This window comes from Arthrobacter sp. SLBN-53 (assembly GCF_006715585.1).
GTDB classification, from domain to species: Bacteria; Actinomycetota; Actinomycetes; order Mycobacteriales; family Mycobacteriaceae; genus Mycobacterium; species Mycobacterium neoaurum_A.
The window spans coordinates 2,032,888-2,051,244 of record NZ_VFNN01000001.1 but is presented as its reverse complement, the minus strand read 5'-3'; the positions used below and the strand labels follow the sequence as shown (position 1 = coordinate 2,051,244).

Below are 18,357 nucleotides of genomic sequence, written 5' to 3'. Positions count from 1 at the left end.
TGACGTTGCCAGACTGCGGGTGTGACTGCCGAACTGATCGTCTCGATCTCCGGGATCAGGGACCGCACCCTGGCCGCAGCGGATGAGTTCTGCGAGGACCTCGACAACCGTGGCATCCCGGTGTCGCTGCTGGTCGCCCCGCGCCTGAAGGGCGGCTACCGGCTGGAACACGACCCGCGCACGGTGGGCTGGCTGGCCGAGCGGCGCGCCGCCGGGGACGCCATCGTCCTGCACGGGTTCGACGAGGCCGCCACCAAGAAGCGCCGCAGCGAGTTCGCCACGCTGCCCGCGCACGAGGCGAATCTGCGCCTGCTGGGCGCCGACCGGGCGATGGAACACCTCGGGCTGCGCACCCGGTTGTTCGCCGCGCCCGGGTGGACGGTATCCGACGGCGCCGTCGCGGCGTTGCCGCGCAACGGCTTCCGCCTGCTGGCCGGTCTCACCGGTGTCACCGACCTGGTCCGTGGCCGCACCGAGCGGACCCGGGTGCTCGGCATCGGTGCCGGCTTCCTGACCGAGCCGTGGTGGTGCCGCACGCTGGTGCTCTCCGCCGAACGCACCGCCCGCCGGGGTGGCACCGTGCGGCTGGTGGTCTCGGCCCGTCAGCTGGCCGAGACCGGCCCGCGCCGGGCCGTCCTGGACGCCATCGACCGTGCCCTCGGGCAGGGCTGTCGCCCCGACACCTATCGGTGGGAGGCCGATCCCGCCCTCACCGACGCCGCCTGAGACTAGGTTTGTCGGCATGGCTGATGCCGATGTGATCGTGGTGGGTGCGGGACTGGCCGGACTGGTCGCTGCCGCGGAGCTGATCGAACGCGGACGCCGCGTACTGATCGTCGATCAGGAGAATGCCGCCAACATCGGCGGCCAGGCGTACTGGTCCTTCGGTGGGCTCTTCCTGGTCGACAGCCCCGAGCAGCGCCGCCTCGGCATCCGCGACAGCCACGAACTGGCGCTGCAGGACTGGCTGGGCAGTGCGGGTTTCGACCGCGAGGAGGACCACTGGCCCCGCCAGTGGGCACACGCCTATGTCGACTTCGCCGCGGGCGAGAAGCGCAGCTGGTTGCGTGAGCGCGGGTTGCAGACCTTCGCGATGGTCGGCTGGGCCGAACGCGGCGGCTACGGCGCGCTGGGCCACGGCAACTCGGTGCCGCGATTCCACATCACCTGGGGCACCGGGCCCGCGCTGGTCGATGTCTTCGCGCGCCGGTTGCATCGACAGCCGCGGGCCACGTTCGCCCACCGGCACCGCGTCGACGAGCTGATCGTCGAGGACGGATCGGTGGTCGGGGTGCGCGGCGCGGTACTGGAGCCCTCCGACGCACCCCGCGGTGCGCCATCGTCACGCAACACCGTCGGCGAGTTCGCGTTGCGCGCCCAGGCCGTCATCGTGGCCAGCGGCGGTATCGGCGGTAATCACGAGCTGGTGCGCAAGAACTGGCCGGCCAGGATGGGCCGGGTGCCCAAGCAGCTGCTGTCCGGCGTGCCCGCCCACGTCGACGGCCGGATGCTGCAGATCAGTGAGTCAGCAGGCGCGAGCATCATCAACAGCGACCGCATGTGGCACTACACCGAGGGCATCACCAACTACGACCCGATCTGGCCCGACCACGGCATCCGCATCCTGCCCGGCCCGTCGTCGCTGTGGCTGGACGCCACCGGCAAACGCCTCCCGGTGCCGCTGTACCCGGGATTCGACACGCTGGGCACGCTGGAGTACATCGCCACCACCGGCCAGGACTACACCTGGTTCGTGCTCAACGCCCGCATCATCGCCAAGGAGTTCGGGCTGTCCGGCCAGGAACAGAACCCCGATCTGACCGGGCGCAGCGTCCGGGCGGTGCTCGCCCGCGGACGCGACGGCGGACCGGCGCCGGTGCGAGCGTTCGTCGACAAGGGTGTCGACTTCGTCACCGGGAACACGTTGCGGGAATTGGTGGCCGCGATGAACGGCGTCCCCGACGTCGAACCGCTGGACTACGCCACCGTCGAGGCCGAGGTCACCGCGCGCGACCGGGAGGTGGCCAACAAGTTCAGCAAGGACAGCCAGATCACCGCGATCCGCGGCGCCCGCGAGTATCTGCCGGACCGGATCGCTCGGGTGGTCGCGCCGCACCGGCTGACCGACCCGAAGGCCGGGCCGCTGATCGCGGTGAAGCTGCACATCCTGACCAGGAAGTCGTTGGGCGGTCTGGAAACCGACCTGCAGGCCCGCGCGCTGCGCCAGGACGGCTCGGTGTTCGACGGGCTCTACGCCGCCGGGGAGGCCGCCGGATTCGGCGGTGGCGGCGTGCACGGTTACCGCTCCTTGGAGGGCACGTTCCTCGGCGGTTGCGTGTTCTCCGGCCGGGCGGCGGGCCGCGCCGCCGCGGACGCCACGGCCTGAGGCCCGGCGGCCAGGATGGCCAGGCACACCATCGCGGTGGCGAAGAACACCGAACCGATGTTGTCGGTCAGGTAGTGCAGATCGGTGGTCGCCATGCTCAGGGCACCGATCACCCCGACCACCCCGGCCAGCACCGTCACCCACAGCACATAACCGGTGGCCACCACGAGCATCGCCGTCACGGTGATCGCGACCGTGGTGTGCCCGCTCGGATAGGCCAACGCATCGCCCTTGTAGCGGCCGAACAGCGGTTTGAGCAGCCGGGTGATGAACACCGACACCAGCGGGCAGAGTGCCACCACCACCGCCAGCCGCCACCGCCGTCGGATCAGCGCGATCAGCACCGCGACGGCCAGCGTCACCATCATCGTCAGCGACCAGCTGAAGTAGAGCATCCAGATCGGCTCGCGACCGAAGATGCGCTGCAGCACCGTCAGTGCCGAATCGTCGAAGGTCGTCGGCCCGTGGCCGACGACCACCCCGAGCACGACCATCGCCGTGATGCCCACCGGCGGCCACCACAGCAGAATCGGGCGCGGGATCAGAACTGGGTCCCGTTCTCGGGATCGAGCACCTGGAAGTCGGTGTCTGTCATCTCCGAGAGCCTGCCGTAGAAGATTCCGCGCGCGGACGGCTCGATGATGCCCTGATGGATGGGCACCGCCCGGGTCGGCGCGACGGCGCGCAGATAGTCGACCGCCTCGGACACCTTCATCCAGGGTGCGGCCGCCGGCGTGGCCAACACGTCGACCGGTTCGCCTGGCACGAACAACGCATCGCCGGGATGCATCAACCGGGCCGGGTGATCGGCATCGCCGATGAGATAGGACGTGTTGTCGATCGTCGGCAGCTCGGGGTGGATGACCGCATGGGTACCCCCGACCCCGCGCACCGACAGGTGCCCCAGGGTGAAGCTGTCCCCGGCGTGCACGGCCTGCCAGCCGCCGCCGAGCTGCGCCGCGGTCTGCGGGTCGGCGTACAGCGCGGCCTGCGGGTTTGCCTCCACCAGTGCCGGTAGCCGGGCGGGATCGGCGTGGTCGGGATGCTGATGGGTGATCATGATCGCGTCGAGTCCGGTGATGCCCTCGAAACCATGCGAGAAGGTGCCCGGATCGAACAGCACCGTGGTCTGTTTTCCGGTGCCATCCGGGAAGCTCGCGAGCAGGCACGAGTGGCCGAAGTGCGTCAGTTGCATGGCTCCATTGTGGCCCGACGGCGCGCCGGTACAGTGATGACCGTTCACGACCCGTACCGAACCCGAGAAGGAGCGCCCGTGGCCCGCGTCGTAGTGCACGTGATGCCCAAGGCCGAGATCCTCGACCCGCAGGGACAGGCCATCGTCGGCGCGCTGGGCCGGCTCGGCCACAGCGGCGTGTCCGATGTGCGCCAAGGCAAGCGATTCGAGCTCGAGGTCGACGATTCGGTGTCCGATGAGGCGCTCAACGAGATCGCCGAGTCGCTGCTGGCGAACACCGTCATCGAGGAGTTCTCGGTGAGCCGGGAGGACGTGTGACCGTCGGGCCAGTCGGCAAGATCGGCGTCATCACGTTCCCTGGCACGCTCGATGATGTCGATGCCGCCCGCGCGGTCCGGCTGGCCGGTGGGGAAGCGGTCAGCCTGTGGCATGCCGACGCCGATCTCAAGGGCGTCGACGCGGTCGTGGTGCCCGGCGGCTTCTCCTACGGTGACTATCTGCGCGCCGGTGCCATCGCCAGCTTCGCGCCGGTGATGCGGTCGGTCGTCGATGCGGCGGCCAAGGGGCTGCCGGTGCTGGGGATCTGCAACGGTTTCCAGGTGCTGTGCGAATCCGGGCTGCTGCCGGGGGCGCTGACCCGCAACGAGGGACTGCACTTCATCTGCCGCGACGTGTGGCTGCAGGTGGCGTCGAACTCGACGGCGTGGACCACCCGCTACGAGCAGGACGCAGATCTGTTGGTGCCGTTGAAGTCCGGCGAGGGCCGTTACGTGGCGTCGGCGGAGGTGCTCGACGAGCTCGAGGGGGAGGGCCGGGTGGTCTTCCGGTACCGCGAGAACCTCAACGGCTCGATGCGCGGTATCGCCGGGATCAGCTCGGCCAACGGCCGCGTCGTCGGATTGATGCCACATCCCGAGCACGCCACCGAGCCGTTGACGGGCCCCTCCGATGACGGTCTCGGCCTTTTCTACTCCGCCCTGGATGCGGTGCTCACGGCCTGAACTGTCGCTCCATCGGGAAGGCCCATATGAAGTTTCGTGTCGTGCTCGGGATCCTCGCGATCATCGCGGCATACGTCACGACGATCGTCCTGTACGCGGTCACCGGCCTCGGTGGTCCTGCGGAGATACCCGTCGATCAGCCCGTGGCGGACCAGACCTCGGTCACCTTCGACCTGGAGGAGGTACACGCGGTCAAGGGCGAGATGGTCGCCAATGTGACCGTCACCCCCGGGCCGGGGCTGATCGATCCCGATACGCAGGGCCTGACCGAAGACCTCAGCGTCACGATCTATTCGGCCGTCACGCCGACCACCCGCAGCTGGCCCGCGGGCACCGTGCCAGGTGTCTTCCCCGTCGCGCTGACCATCGGCGGTGACCCCGGTGCGTACCCGTTCGACCGTTATCGATCCGGACCCATCACCGTCTCGGTGGTGAGCGGCGACGACCGGATCCCGGAGTCGACCTGGGCCACATTCGTCGACCGGGTGCCCGGATGGATGTTCAGCATTCCGGCGCGCGGCGAGTCAGACGCATCGTCGGTGTACCGGGTGAACCTGCACCGTTCGCCGAGCACCGCCGCGTTCGCCGCGATCATCGTGGGCGCACTGATCACCATTGCCGTGCTCGGTGTGGTCGTCGCGGTGCAGACCTTGCGCAACCGGCGCAAATTCCAGCCGCCGATGACGACGTGGTTCGCGGCGATGCTGTTCGCCGTCGTGCCGCTGCGCAACGCGCTGCCCGACGGGCCACCCATGGGGGCGTGGGTGGACGTCACCGTGGTGCTCTGGGTGGTGGTGGCCCTGGTCACCTCCATGAGCATCTACATCGCCTGTTGGTGGCGGCACCTCAAACCCGAGCCCGACGACAGGCGATGACGGGCGGAGCCGGGATCAGGCGGACAGCGCGACCGACGCCTCTGCGGTGTAGTTCAGGAACGTGAACGTCTCCTGCAGGTACAGCTGCACGGTGTCGGCATCGTGGCTCGAATAGCCGATCGACACGTCGGTGCCCAGCTGTAGATCGAAATCGCCCCCGCGGGTGGACAACACGAAGGCGCCATCGATGGCCGGGGCCCAGATGATGTCACCGTCGACCACCCGGTTGAGGTGCTCACGCAGCGGATAGCCATGCTCGGTCGTCTCGCTGACCTTGGTGTACGCGTCGGCTGACAGCAGCACCGAGTAGGGGCCGTCGACACCGGCCAGGCGCAGCTCCGAGAGCGCCTGGGCGATCACGTCGGGATAGCCGCGCGGATCATCGGGCAGCGCCAGGCCGGGATTCGAACTGCCCGCCCGGATGCCCTGGATGTTGGCCGCCGCATAACCCTCGAAGATCGCCCGATCCTCGGCGAACGCCAGCTTCTTGGCGGCGTCCTTGACCGGATCCCAGTCCGAGTCCTGCGAGCCGCGTTCCACGTCGTCGATGGCATCGCGGGTGATGGTGAACGGAACCCGGAGCCGCACGAGCGGGCGGCTGTCGCGTAGGTGGGCGATCACACCGTCGCCAGGGGAGGTCACGTCCAGCAGATGGCCGGTGGACACCGCAGCCGTGGTGGCACCGGTCGGGCCGGTGCAGTCGACCACCCGGCGTCCGGCGATATGCCGCTTGAAGGTGCGGGTGGCCTCCTGCTCGATCTCGCCCCACGCCTCGTCGGTGACCGGCGCCAGCTCGCGGTACAGGTTGTTCATTGGGGTTGTCCTTTCAGGCTGCCGATCGACAGTGAACCGGAATACGTGGGCGTGCTGGGGGCTGCTGTGGGGGCGGGTTCGGCCGCACCCGGCATGGGCGGCGGATCATCGAGGAAATCGGCCGTCGGGGTGAAGAACAGGCAACCGGTCACCGCGGTGGAGAAATCCAGGATCCGATCGGTGTTGCCGGGCGGATCGCCGATGAACATGTTGCGCAGCATCCGTTCGGTGACCGCGGCGGTGCGCGAATATCCGATGTAGTAGGTCCCGTACTCGCCCTTGCCGATCTCGCCGAAGGGCATGTTGTGGCGCAGGATCTTCAGCTCGTTGCCCTGCTCGTCGGTGATGACGTTCAGCGCCACATGCGAATTGGCCGGTTTCACGGCGTCGTCGAGCTCGATGTCGTCGAGCTTGGTGCGCCCGACCACCCGCTCCTGCTCCTGCACCGGCAGCGCGTTCCAACTCGACATGTCATGCAGGTAGCGCTGCACGTGCACGTAACACCCGCCGGCGAAATCAGGATCCTCGTCGCCGATCTGACTGGCGCTCACGGCCACCGGACCGTCCGGGTTCTCCGTACCGTCGACGAAGCCGAGCAGGTCGCGGTTGTCGAAGAACTTGAAGCCGTGCACCTCGTCGACGATGGTGATTGCGCCGTCCATCGCGGCGACGATCTTGCCGGCCAACTCGAAACACACGTCCAGTGATTCGGCGCGCAGGTGGAACAACAGATCACCCGGCGTCGACGGGGCGGTGTGCCGCGGCCCCTCCAACGCGATGAACGGATGCAGTTCGGCCGGGCGGGGTCCGCTGAACAACCGGTCCCAGGCCTGCGATCCGATCGACGTGATCACCGACAGATGCTTGGTCGGATCACGGAACCCTATGGCGCGGACCAGACCCGAGATGTCGCCGAGGGCATCGTGGACGGTCTGTTCGCCGCCGTCGTCGATCGTGGCCACCATGAAGATGGCCGCCGGGGTCAGGGGCGCGAGCACCGCCTGCGGAACAAGATCGGACACATCGCAGACCCTAGCGCGGCCGGACGGCGTCGCACCGGTCAAGATGAAAAGATGCCTGCTACCCCCCAGAGCCTGTGTGAGTTCATCGACGCCTCGCCGTCCCCGTTCCACGTGTGCGCGACGGCCGCGCGGCAGCTGGAGGCCGCCGGGTACACCGAACTCTCCGAATCCGATGTCTGGCCCGCCTCGGGCGGCACGTTCTTCGTCGTGCGGGCCGGTTCGCTGGTGGCCTGGGACTCGACGCCCGGCGATATGCCGTTCCGAATCGTCGGGGGGCACACCGACAGCCCCAATCTGCGCGTCAAGCAGCACCCGGACCGGGCCGTGGCCGGCTGGCAGGTGGTCGCCCTGGCGCCCTACGGCGGGGCCTGGCTGAATTCCTGGCTGGACCGCGATCTCGGCATCAGCGGCCGGCTGTCCGTCGTGGACGGCGGCCAGGTGGCGCATCGGCTGGTGCGGATCGACGATCCGATCCTGCGGGTCCCGCAGCTGGCCATCCACCTCTCCGAGGACCGCAAGGGTGTCAGCCCGGACCCGCAGCGGCATGTCAATGCCGTCTGGGGCACCGGTGAGCGACGCTCCTTCGTGGGCTACGTCGCCGAGCAGGCCGGGGTACGCGAGGCCGATGTGCTCGGTTTCGACCTCATGACCCATGACCTGACCCCGTCCGCGGTGACCGGGGTGGACGGGGATTTCGTCAGCGCACCACGGCTGGACAATCAGGTCACCTGCCATGCCGGCGTGCAGGCGCTGCTGGCCGCGCGGCCCACCGGGCAGGTGCCGGTGCTGGCGCTCTTCGATCACGAGGAGGTCGGCTCGCAGTCCGATCACGGCGCCCAGTCCGATCTGCTGCTCACGGTGTTGGAACGCATCACCCTGGCCGCCGGCGGTGACCGGCAGGACTTCTTGCGCCGACTCTCGCAGTCCATGGTGGCGTCCGGCGATATGGCGCACGCCACCCATCCGAACTATCCGGAGCGGCATGAGCCCGGTCACCTGATCGAGGTCAACGGCGGCCCGGTGCTCAAGGTGCACCCCAACCTGCGCTATGCCACCGACGGGCGCACCGCGGCGGCGTTCGCGCTGGCCTGTGCCCAAGCCGGGGTCCCGTTGCAGCGCTACGAGCACCGCGCCGATCTGCCGTGCGGGTCGACGATCGGGCCGATGACCTCGGCGGGCACCGGTATCCCCACGGTCGACGTCGGAGCCGCCCAGCTGGCCATGCACTCGGCCCGCGAGATCATGGGCGCCCATGACGTTGCCGACTACGCGGCCGCACTGCAGGCGTTCCTGGCGCCATAGTCGTGCTGCGTAGGCCGTTCGTTGGATAGTGGGCGTGTTGCAATTCGTAGAGAATCAAGCGTCAAAAGTGAATTTTCGTGCCATCCAAGCAGTCATGGCCTACTGGCTTTACATAAGTTCAGGGCCTGTGACCCGAAAGGTGAAGCTTTGTCGGGAATAATCGATCAGATTCCAGAGAACATGAGGGACGGTTTTGTACAAGAGCTGAGAGCGGGGCGCTACAATCTGTTACTCGGAGCTGGTGCCAGTCGTGACTCAACAGATAGCCAGGGAAACCACCTTCCCCTGGGTGGCGAATTAATCGCCGAACTTAATGCGCTCGTTGGTACCAGCCAGACGGTGCTAGCTGACGCGTATGAGATTGCAAGAATGCGGCAACCCAGCCTAGTCGAAGATCATTTCAAACGGCGTTTCGTGAACTGCATACCGTGTGAGTGGATGGTCGACCTCACCAGCGTCGTGTGGAAACGCATCTGGACATTGAATGTAGATGACGTCGTCGAGCGAGCGTACTCAATGCCGGGTAGGGAAGGTCCTCTGCTCAGTGCGTCCTATACGTGGCGAAATCCGATTCGAGATGATTTTGGAGTGCAAGCTGTCCATCTCCATGGTCGCGTGTTCGAGACCGGTCCACTGGACCTGATCTTTTCTATAACGGAGTATGTCGATGCAATCGAGAAGAAGTTTGCATGGTTTCCGCTTTTTTTCAATTCCTGGGTGGGTTCGCCCTTTATAACGATCGGCTCGACGCTTTTCGGCGAGTATGACCTAGCGCAAGCAACTCGCATTAAGCAGCCTTCGAGCTCCTCGCCTTCGCTGTATATTTCTCAAAGTATTCCCGATGAAATGCGTGAGCAACTGGACTTGCGCAATCTGGTTGCCGTTGAATTGACCGCAGCAAGTGCCTCTGCTGAGCTTGTCGAATTAACCTCTGAAAGTCGAGCAACCGCTTATTACCAATGGCAGTCAATTGCTGCTCCGCCTGCAGATGTAGCACGCTTTGCATCGCAATTTGATCCACTGAGCCTGCGTGAAAGTGTCCGCCCGATCGGTCACGACTTCTTTCTAGGATTTGAACCATGCTGGGATGATATTGTTACCGGCAAAGCTGCGACTTTTGGCTGGCATCGAAAACTGGCTGACAGCGTAATTGAGGAGCTCGCGAGTGGGATAGTGCAAAAGCTCCACGTTGCTTTCGCGCCTCGGTTTTCGGGAAAAACTTGTGCTTCATTTGTGGTAGCCAAGCTGCTGTTAGAGCAGTCAATCCCGGTTTTCTATTTTAGGTCCGACCGAACAATTGATATCAAGGCGACGCTGCGTGTTCTAGCAGGCCGTGGAGAAGCTGTACTTATTTATGACGGTATCGCCGACTTCACGCTCGACCTGCAAAAGTTAATGCAGGGTGCCGTAGATGGCGGTATGAAAGTGGTCGTTCTCGCTTTTGAGCGGTCAACGCGAAGACAAATTGTGCTTCAAGATATCTCGGGTCGTTTTCTTGAGATACATGATCAGAGTTCGGGTTTGCATACTGAAACACTGAGCCGCGTTGACGCAAGAGAGTTAATAGGTCATGTCGTGCAGCAGGGCAGATATGCTCGACTGCAAAGAATGAATGAGTCCGATCGAATACGATTGTTCGAGCGAAGAAATATCTTCGACGCTATGAGTGAACTGGAGTTCGGTCAAGGCTACAGGGACAGAATCCGACCGCGCTTCGACGCCTTGCCCGATTTCGAATCACGAATGGTGGTGTTTCTAACTTCCTTTGTCAATAGCTTCGGTTACTCGATGCCGATATTTCTTGTTGAAGCAACTGGCTTGAAGGTCGCTGCCCTTCGGGGTCTTCTTAGCACTCGGGCATACTCGGACCTGTTAGTTGAGGAGAATGGTCGGCTTACCTGTAGGTATCGGTCTGTCGCAATAAGTGCTATCAAATCAGCCTTCCCCCCAAACTCAATTGCCGAGTCACTTGAAGCTTTTATGACTCGCTTAGCTCCCTACATGAATAGCACCACGAGGAAGAGTAGAAATTACGAGTACAGAATCCTTAGGGCAGTTATGAGGGCGAGAGGGCTGCGGATCGTTTTGCCGACTTATGCTCTGGATTCGCTATATGGGAAACTTGAGGGGTTATTTGGTGATCAGGCAGCTTTTTGGGAGCAACGGTCCATCGCTTCTCAGCTAGCAAGACAGTTCGTTCCTGCAACCTCATACGCGGCGAAGGCTGTCGATCTTGCGCCCGAGGAGGTTCGTCGCCGAACGACGCTGGGACGGCTCTTGATCTTGCGTAGTTACGTGGACGTAGAGCCTGGGGGGCCGGAGTCTTGGGATCTGTACGGACAAGGGCGAAGCGAACTAATCCATGCGGCCACGCTCTCTCCGAGGGCGGGCGTGGTCCTCCTTAACCGCTTTAGGCAAACGCTGGCCCTCTATAGAGAGATCGTAAAAGGTGGTTCAGTCCTTGATGATTACGAGGCCCTCGAATCCGATCTGGCAGATGTCCATCGAGAATGCATCGACGATTCCAGTCTGCGCCATACCGCCGAGCAGAAAATCGTGGCCGAGATGTACGGTCTGTTCCTTCAGTTGCGGCTGATTAGGCATGGCGAATTTACGGCCCAGGAGGCGCAACAAATAATCGATAGACCACTGCCGAACATCACCGAAGACATGGAGTTTGACGATTATGCTTAAGGATAAGTAGGTCGCACACAGATATTGCACACTTTCGCTTGACTTGAGATTGTCTGTTATGTGCCTATTTGTAAAGTCCAAGAGATAACGCAATAGGCCGGCATCTGGAATGGCTTCTAAGGTGACTGGAACTCGCGTCGAACTAGTTCAAGCCGGCTGTGACCTGCAGGCAATCGAAGCGGGTATGGTGGCGCCGCAATTGTCAGTATGCGTGTAGGTCGCTTCGCCCTTCACATCGGAGCGGCGAAGCTGACCGGCTGTTCGGCCCTAAGATCAAGCGCGTCCACGATGCGGCCGATTACTCGAAAGCCCTGCTGGCTTTCCTGGCGTGGACCAGATCGCCGCTGCGGGCAGATCCCAGTCGATGCACGACGCGGCCGGTGGCGCGGTCGAGCCATCGAAGTCTTGCGATGTCGTAGCGGGCCGACGCCCGATACACCGTCGAGGGGTGAAGCCCGAGGAGTTAGCCATTCGTTCGGGTCCCCGCCTCGCGTAACCCAAACTCCGATGATGTGCCTGTCGGTGCGCGTGGACGTGCGGGTTGGACTGTGATTCGGTCGCCATGCCAACTTCGCCCTGCTCGCGGTATCGGCCCGCGTCGCGATGCGGTAGATACCGACAACTGGAAGCGTTCAGGGGCTCGGCGTAGCGAGGAGCCGTCGTCAACGAGGCAACGAGTCGAGCACAGATAACCGTTTCAATAACGGCCATTACGAAGGTGCGCCAACGTCGCCGAGATTCAGAAGTGCGTTACTTGGCAGCTCGCAATTGCTGGGAGGACTCCGTCTTGTCGCCTCACCACGCCGTAACCAACGTCTATGGTCAGCACACCTGGCTCACAACCCGTCACGGCAGGTCGATGGTGGTGGTGACCGTCACCAGTTGGGGGTCGGTCGGTGCCGAGGAGAACCCGAACCGCACCGGCGGGTGCAGGTCGGCGGGCCCGCCGAGGGCGACGCCCCCGAATGTCCCCGACACCCACGGTGCCCGCGCCAGCGGTGCGGGCACCAGCCGCAGCAGCCCGTCGAACCGGGCGGCGCCGCCGAGGCGCACCGTGACGTCGAGGTCGTCGGTGTGCACCCGCAACCGGTCCTCGTCCAGGTCGGCGGCCACCGGGGCGATCCTGATCTCGTCGAAGGTGTATGTGGCCGAGACGAACTCGGCGATCTCGCGCTGGGTGCCAGCAGGATGCGGGTGTCATCGCGGGTCTGCACCATCACATCGGCGAAGCGGCCGAACGGTGAACGGTGCCAGACTCCGACGACGAACCGGACCCCGGCGTCGGTGCCGAAGCCCGCGATGTGACCACTGAAGACCAGCCGCTGCATATGACGATTGTGCCGGTCGCGCCGTCATGCCGCGGCGGGCGGAAATGCCACCGGAAATGTCGGAGCACTGCTCTATGGTGCGCGCATGACGCTCAGCCCAGAAATGATCACGTTCGACTGCACCGATCCGGACCGCCTCGCCCAGTGGTGGACCGAGGCCACGGGCGGCACCCTCAATGCCGAGATGCCCGGCGAATTCGTCATGGTGGCACTGCCGAGCGGCCCCCGGCTGGGATTCCAGCGCGTGCCGGACCCGACGGCGGGCAAGAACCGGGTGCATGTGGATTTCTCGGCACCCGATCTGGAGGCCGAGGTGACGCGGCTGATCGAGCTCGGTGCCACCGAGACCGGCAGGCACGATATCGGCGACGCGTTCCGCTGGGTCGTGCTGGCCGATCCGGACGGCAACGCATTCTGCGTCTCCGGCGGGCACTGATACCCGGCGGTTGAGGTGCTCGGTGGCGGCGCGGCGTCCGCCGGTGTCGCGGAGCGAATAAACTGTCCTGGTGACATCCGCGCACCCGCAGGAAATCGATACCGTCGAGCGCGCCGCAGCGTCGCCCGACCAACCCCAGCCGTTCCGGGAACTGGGCCTCAAGGACGACGAGTACCAGCGGATACGCGAGATTCTCGGCCGCCGCCCCACCGACGCCGAGTTGGCCATGTACTCGGTGATGTGGAGCGAACACTGCTCCTACAAGTCCTCCAAGGTGCATCTGCGCTATTTCGGTGAGACCACCACCGACGAGATGCGCGCAGGCATGCTGGCCGGGATCGGCGAGAACGCCGGCGTGGTCGACATCGGCGACGGCTGGGCGGTCACCTTCAAGGTCGAATCGCACAACCACCCGTCCTATGTGGAGCCCTACCAGGGCGCGGCCACCGGCGTCGGCGGCATCGTCCGCGACATCATGGCGATGGGCGCCCGCCCGGTCGCGGTGATGGACCAGTTGCGCTTCGGTGCCGCCGATGCGCCCGATACCCGCCGCGTGCTCGACGGCGTGGTGCGCGGCATCGGCGGTTACGGCAACTCCCTGGGTCTGCCCAATATCGGCGGCGAGACGGTCTTCGATCCGTCCTACGCCGGCAACCCCCTGGTGAACGCGCTGTGTGTGGGCGTGCTGCGCAAGGAGGATCTGCACCTGGCCTTCGCCTCCGGCACCGGGAACAAGATCATCCTGTTCGGTGCCCGCACCGGTCTGGACGGTATCGGTGGCGTGTCGGTGCTGGCCAGTGAGACCTTCGGTGGCGACGAGGGCTCCGGCCCGGGGCGCAAGAAGCTGCCCGCCGTGCAGGTCGGCGATCCCTTCATGGAGAAGGTGCTCATCGAGTGCTGCCTGGAGCTCTACGCCGCCGATCTGGTGGTCGGCATCCAGGATCTCGGTGGGGCCGGATTGTCCTGCGCGACTTCAGAATTGGCCTCGGCGGGCGACGGTGGCATGCGGGTGGAGCTGGAAGCCGTCCCGCAGCGCGCCGCCGATATGACCCCGGCGGAGATCCTCTCCAGTGAATCGCAGGAACGGATGTGTGCGGTCGTCACACCGGAGAACGTCGAGAAATTCCTGGCCGTCTGCCGCAAATGGGATGTGCTGGCCAGCGTCATCGGCGAGGTCACCGATGCTGATCGCCTCGAGATCACCTGGCACGGTGAGACCGTCGTGGACGTGCCGCCGCGCACCGTCGCCCACGAGGGCCCGGTGTACCAGCGTCCCGTCGCACGCCCGGACACCCAGGACGCCCTGATCGCCGACACCTCGGCCAAGCTGGCCCGTCCGGTCACCGGCGAGGAGCTCAAGGCGACCCTGCTGGCGTTGCTGGGTAGCCCGCACCTGTGCAGCCGTGCGTTCATCACCGAGCAGTACGACCGCTATGTGCGCGGTAACACCGTGTTGGCCGAGCATGCCGACGGTGGTGTGCTGCGTATCGACGAGCAGACCGGCCGCGGTGTCGCCATCTCGACCGACGCCTCGGGCCGTTACACCCAGCTCGACCCGTACACCGGCGCGCAGCTGGCGCTCGCCGAGGCCTACCGCAACGTGGCGGTCACCGGGGCCACCCCGGTCGCGGTGACCAACTGCCTGAACTTCGGCTCGCCGGAGGATCCCGGTGTGATGTGGCAGTTCTCCCAGGCCGTCCGTGGACTCGCCGACGGCTGCGCCGCCCTTGGCATCCCGGTCACCGGCGGCAACGTGAGCTTCTACAACCAGACCGGGAGCACCGCGATCCTGCCGACCCCGGTGGTCGGAGTGCTCGGCGTGATCGACGATGTGGCCCGGCGTATCCCCACCGGACTGGGTAACGAGCCCGGTGAGACATTGCTGCTGCTCGGTGACACCCGCGATGAGTTCGACGGGTCGATCTGGGCGCAGGTCACCGGCGATCACCTCGGCGGCGTGCCGCCGAGGGTCGATCTGGCGCGGGAGAAGCTGCTTGCCGAGGTGCTCACCGCGGCGTCGCGGGACGGATTGGTTTCGGCGGCACACGATCTGAGCGAAGGCGGCCTGATCCAGGCGATCGTCGAGGCCGCCCTGGCCGGCGAGACCGGCGCTCGGGTGGTGCTGCCCGAGGGTGTGGATCCCTTCGTCTTCCTGTTCTCCGAATCGGCGGGCCGGGTCCTGGTTGCGGTGCCGCGCACCGAGGAGAGCCGGTTCCGGTCCATGTGCGAGGCGCGCGGACTGCCGGTGGACCGGGTGGGCGTCTCGGACGAGGGCAGCGACTCACTGGACGTCCAGGGCCAGTTCAGCATCACGCTCGACGAACTGCGAGAAACCTCCGAGGGCGTGCTGCCCGGGTTGTTCGGGTGATCGAGCGGACCTCGGTCCGGCACCCCGTACTGGTATGGGGCTGGAGCTTGGTCCGACTCGATTTCGTCGGCGTCGCCGTCGGTGCATTGTTCTTCTGCATCTCGCTGACACCGTCATTGCTGCCGAGGGACTGGCTGTTCGCCGGACTGATCGGCGGTATCAACGCCGCCATCGGCTACGGCATCGGTGTCCTGCTGGCAATGCTGCTGCGGCGCTTCGTCCTTCGGGGCCGCGCATGGTGGCCACCGCGCACCCCGGTCCTGCGCGCCATGAAGATCGCGATGGTCGCCGGTGCGCTGATCGCCCCGGTGGCCATGCTGGTGCCCGCGGCGCGCTGGCAGCGCCAGGTATCGGCGCTGATGGGTATAGAGGGACCCGCAACCCCGGGTTACATGCGCACGCTGCTCCCGGCGGTGCTGGTCGCCGCAGCGTGCATCGCGACCTGGCGGGTGCTGGTCGATCTGGTCAAACTCATTGCCCGCGTGTTGATCCGGCGCTGGCACCTGCACAGCGAGGTGGCGTTCTTCATCGGCACCGCCATTGTCGTGGTGCTGTGCATCATGCTCGCCAACGGTGTGCTCTACCGGGGTTTCCTGGTCGGCGCCGGCCAGGTGTTCCAACCGCAGAACGCGACCACCGCCCCCGGGGTCAGCCAACCATCGGCGAGCCAGCGATCCGGCAGCCCAGCCTCATTCGCGTCCTGGGACTCCCTGGGATACCAGGGCCGCAGCTTCGTCGCAGGCGGTCCCGACGCGGCCGACCTGACCGCTCTGAACGGACGCCCGGCCCGCGAACCGATCCGGGTGTACGCCGGGTTGCAGACCGCGGACACCGATGAGCAGCGGGTGGCGGTGCTGCTCAGCGAGCTCGAACGCACCGATGCCTTCGACCGCGCGGTGCTGGTCCTGATCCCCACCACGGGCACGGGCTGGGTGAATCCGGTGGCAGCCGACGCCATCGAGGCCATGTACAACGGTGACACCGTGCTCGTGGCGATGCAGTATTCGTATCTGCCGAGCTGGATCTCGTTCCTCGGTGACCGGGAGAAGTCCGTCGACTCGGCGCGCGCCATGATCGACGGTGTGCACGGCCGCTGGGCCGCGCTGCCCGAAGACCGTCGCCCCAAACTGCTTCTCTACGGCGAGAGTCTGGGTTCCTACGGCGGGCAGGGTGCGTTCGGTTGGTTACCCGATATCGCGGAGATGGGTTTCTCCGCCGTGCTGTGGGTCGGCCCGCCGCACGAGAGTTCGTTGTGGAGCGGTCTGGTGCAGCGCCGGGATCCGGGGACCACCGAGGTCGAGCCCCGCTACGACAGCGGCCGGACGGTGCGTTTCTCCCCGGCCTACGATCCGGCCGAGGTGGCCAGGACCGCCGCACCGCGCTGGGAGGGGACCCGGGTGCTGTTCCTGCAGCACGCCTCCGATCCGGTGGTCTGGTGGTCGCCGAATCTTGTTTTCTCCCGGCCTGATTGGTTGACAGAACCGCGTGGCGCCGACCGCACGGCCTCGATGCGCTGGTACCCGATCGTGACGTTCTGGCAGGTGAGCGCCGATATGACGAATGCGTCCGGCGTGCCCGACGGGCACGGGCACAACTACGGCGAGACCGTGCTCGACGGCTGGGCCGCGGTGGCACCGCCACCGGGCTGGACGGCCGCGGACACCGAGCGGGTCAGGGCCGGGCTGGAACGCGGCTGGGATCGGGCGTTAGGCGAACGGGTCAGGGGTTGATGGTCGGCGCGCCGATCTGACGGCCCCACACATATTCGGTGAACATCGGGGATCCCAGCTCGACATGGTTGTACGGCGCGATGGACAACCCGGTATCCATCACCAGATACGGTGCGGGCCACAGCTCCCGGGTGATCTTCTGCCAACAGCCGGGACGGCCACCAGGACCGCCGCGGGCGTTCACCCTCGGCAGGTTGTCCGGGAACACGTAGGCATTGCCGACCCCGCCGAGGCCGAAGATGGTGCCTGCCGAATCCAATGAGAAACCGTTGTCCCCACCGAACACCTGGGCCATCAGCGGTGCCGCATCGTGATAGTTGCGCAGGGTGCACAACAGTTGCGGACTGTAGTAGTCGAACAGTGTCGAGGTGGGGAGGAGATCCTGGGCCCCGCGCACCAGATACGGTCCGGCGCGCTCCATGATGTCGGTGCCGGTACCGCCGACCCCGACGGCGGCCAACAGGGCCGCGTCCAGGGCGCCGCGTTCGTCATCGAGGGTGTCCGCCGTGGTGGCCGCTGCGGCCAGGCCGTCGAACAGATCCGGTGCGTCCTGGGTGTAGCGGTCGGCCAGCGCCGTCACCGCCCGGACGTCGCGGCGGAACCGGGGCAGTTGCTCGTCGAGTGAGGCCAGGATCGCGTTGCCGTCGGACAGGGACGCACCGAAGGTGCCCCCGCGGCCGCCCAGCGCCTGGGCGGTCGCGGTCAGGGTCTGGTTCAACTGCACCGGATCCACCCGCTCGGCGATGGCGAGCACCGTTTCGAACAGGGAATTGAATTCGGTACTGACCCAGGTCGCGGTGATCTCGTCGTGCGCGCGGGCGTGCGGTCCCACCGGATGCCCCGGTGCGGCCAGCGCGACGTACTTGTTGCCGAACACCGTGGTGGCCTTGATCTCTGCCCCGATATTGGCCGGTAGCAACGCCAGGTACCGGGGATCGACCAGCAGGGTCAGTCGGGCCTGGCCGGTCGGCGTCGGCGCGATCCGGCTGACCCGACCGATCTCGACACCGTTGAGCGTGACCTTGGTGCCCGGATCCACCACCAGACCGGCGCGCGGCGAGAGCAACGTCAGCTCCACGCGTGAGCGGAACTCACCGCGGAACTGCTGATAGAGCAGCACACCGGCGGCGGCCAGTAGTGCCAGGGCCACCGCACCCGCCACCCGGTACGGCGGTGCCGACCGGTCGACGAAAGCCACTTTGCGAGA

General features: G+C 65.8%; 16 protein-coding genes and 1 pseudogene. 10 read left to right on the top strand and 7 right to left on the bottom strand.

All coding sequences use genetic code 11. The annotated features are described in order from the left end of the window. Positions 1–21 precede the first annotated feature (21 nt). Positions 22–726, top strand: a complete 705-nt coding sequence (locus FBY28_RS09715) for a DUF2334 domain-containing protein (protein WP_141866264.1) — start codon at positions 22–24, stop codon at positions 724–726. 16 nt (positions 727–742) lie between these two features. Then, the gene (locus tag FBY28_RS09710) at positions 743–2,386 is read left to right on the top strand and encodes an FAD-binding dehydrogenase (protein WP_141866262.1); all 1,644 of its coding nucleotides are present in this window, start codon (positions 743–745) and stop codon (positions 2,384–2,386) included. Here the strand turns inward: FBY28_RS09710 and FBY28_RS09705 are convergent. Next, positions 2,299–2,895, bottom strand: coding sequence for a phosphatase PAP2 family protein (locus FBY28_RS09705; RefSeq protein ID WP_216847602.1), 597 nt, complete (start codon positions 2,893–2,895; stop codon positions 2,299–2,301). The genes FBY28_RS09710 and FBY28_RS09705 overlap by 88 nt on opposite strands. Before the next feature lie 32 nt (positions 2,896–2,927). Further along, positions 2,928–3,581, bottom strand: coding sequence for an MBL fold metallo-hydrolase (locus tag FBY28_RS09700; protein ID WP_141866261.1), 654 nt, complete (start codon positions 3,579–3,581; stop codon positions 2,928–2,930). Between the two features lie 78 nt (positions 3,582–3,659). Between FBY28_RS09700 and purS the strand changes: the two genes are divergently transcribed. From purS to FBY28_RS09685, 3 genes are read left to right on the top strand one after another with little or no spacing between them, the layout of a single operon-like run. Next, complete coding sequence (gene purS / locus FBY28_RS09695) at positions 3,660–3,899, top strand: phosphoribosylformylglycinamidine synthase subunit PurS (RefSeq protein WP_174241582.1); 240 nt, start codon at positions 3,660–3,662, stop codon at positions 3,897–3,899. Next, positions 3,896–4,582, top strand: a complete 687-nt coding sequence (gene purQ, locus FBY28_RS09690) for a phosphoribosylformylglycinamidine synthase subunit PurQ (protein ID WP_141866258.1) — start codon at positions 3,896–3,898, stop codon at positions 4,580–4,582. The genes purS and purQ overlap by 4 nt, the downstream gene beginning before the upstream one ends. A 26-nt stretch (positions 4,583–4,608) precedes the next feature. Further along, positions 4,609–5,457 (top strand): DUF4436 domain-containing protein, encoded by an 849-nt coding sequence (locus FBY28_RS09685; RefSeq protein ID WP_141866256.1) that lies wholly within the window; start codon positions 4,609–4,611, stop codon positions 5,455–5,457. A 15-nt stretch (positions 5,458–5,472) separates the two neighbouring features. Here FBY28_RS09685 and FBY28_RS09680 read toward each other — a convergent pair whose 3' ends face one another. Both FBY28_RS09680 and FBY28_RS09675 read right to left on the bottom strand, forming a co-directional pair. Beyond that, entirely contained in the window at positions 5,473–6,270 is a 798-nt protein-coding gene (locus FBY28_RS09680; protein WP_141866254.1) for a family 1 encapsulin nanocompartment shell protein, read from the bottom strand. Further along, positions 6,267–7,292 carry a Dyp-type peroxidase gene (locus FBY28_RS09675; protein ID WP_141866252.1) on the bottom strand — a complete coding sequence of 342 codons (1,026 nt, stop codon included), beginning with the start codon at positions 7,290–7,292 and terminating at the stop codon, positions 6,267–6,269. The genes FBY28_RS09680 and FBY28_RS09675 overlap by 4 nt, the downstream gene beginning before the upstream one ends. A 51-nt stretch (positions 7,293–7,343) precedes the next feature. Between FBY28_RS09675 and FBY28_RS09670 the strand changes: the two genes are divergently transcribed. Both FBY28_RS09670 and FBY28_RS09665 read left to right on the top strand, forming a co-directional pair. Continuing rightward, on the top strand, positions 7,344–8,594 hold the full coding sequence (locus FBY28_RS09670) for a M18 family aminopeptidase (protein ID WP_141866250.1): 1,251 nt from the start codon (positions 7,344–7,346) through the stop codon (positions 8,592–8,594). A gap of 147 nt (positions 8,595–8,741) precedes the next feature. Further along, complete coding sequence (locus FBY28_RS09665) at positions 8,742–11,288, top strand: P-loop NTPase (protein ID WP_141866248.1); 2,547 nt, start codon at positions 8,742–8,744, stop codon at positions 11,286–11,288. Positions 11,289–11,613: 325 nt separating this feature from the next. Here FBY28_RS09665 and FBY28_RS26185 read toward each other — a convergent pair. Then, a pseudogene (locus FBY28_RS26185) lies at positions 11,614–11,976 on the bottom strand (transposase family protein); the annotation flags it as partial. A 158-nt stretch (positions 11,977–12,134) separates the two neighbouring features. Then, positions 12,135–12,401 (bottom strand): hypothetical protein, encoded by a 267-nt coding sequence (locus FBY28_RS26180; RefSeq protein ID WP_286177894.1) that lies wholly within the window; start codon positions 12,399–12,401, stop codon positions 12,135–12,137. 300 nt (positions 12,402–12,701) lie between these two features. On the opposite strand from FBY28_RS26180, the gene FBY28_RS09655 reads away from it, so the two are divergent. From FBY28_RS09655 to FBY28_RS09645, 3 genes are all read left to right on the top strand, one after another. Next, positions 12,702–13,052 (top strand): VOC family protein, encoded by a 351-nt coding sequence (locus FBY28_RS09655; RefSeq protein WP_141866246.1) that lies wholly within the window; start codon positions 12,702–12,704, stop codon positions 13,050–13,052. A 70-nt stretch (positions 13,053–13,122) separates the two neighbouring features. Continuing rightward, a complete protein-coding gene (gene purL / locus FBY28_RS09650; protein ID WP_141866244.1) occupies positions 13,123–15,420 on the top strand; it encodes a phosphoribosylformylglycinamidine synthase subunit PurL in 2,298 nt (765 codons plus the stop codon). Beyond that, the gene (locus FBY28_RS09645; RefSeq protein WP_141866243.1) at positions 15,417–17,150 is read left to right on the top strand and encodes an alpha/beta hydrolase; all 1,734 of its coding nucleotides are present in this window, start codon (positions 15,417–15,419) and stop codon (positions 17,148–17,150) included. The genes purL and FBY28_RS09645 overlap by 4 nt, the downstream gene beginning before the upstream one ends. On the opposite strand, the gene FBY28_RS09640 is transcribed toward FBY28_RS09645, so the two are convergent. After that, entirely contained in the window at positions 17,140–18,348 is a 1,209-nt protein-coding gene (locus FBY28_RS09640) for an MCE family protein (protein ID WP_141866241.1), read from the bottom strand. The two genes, FBY28_RS09645 and FBY28_RS09640, sit on opposite strands and share 11 nt — an antisense overlap. Positions 18,349–18,357: the final 9 nt, after the last annotated feature.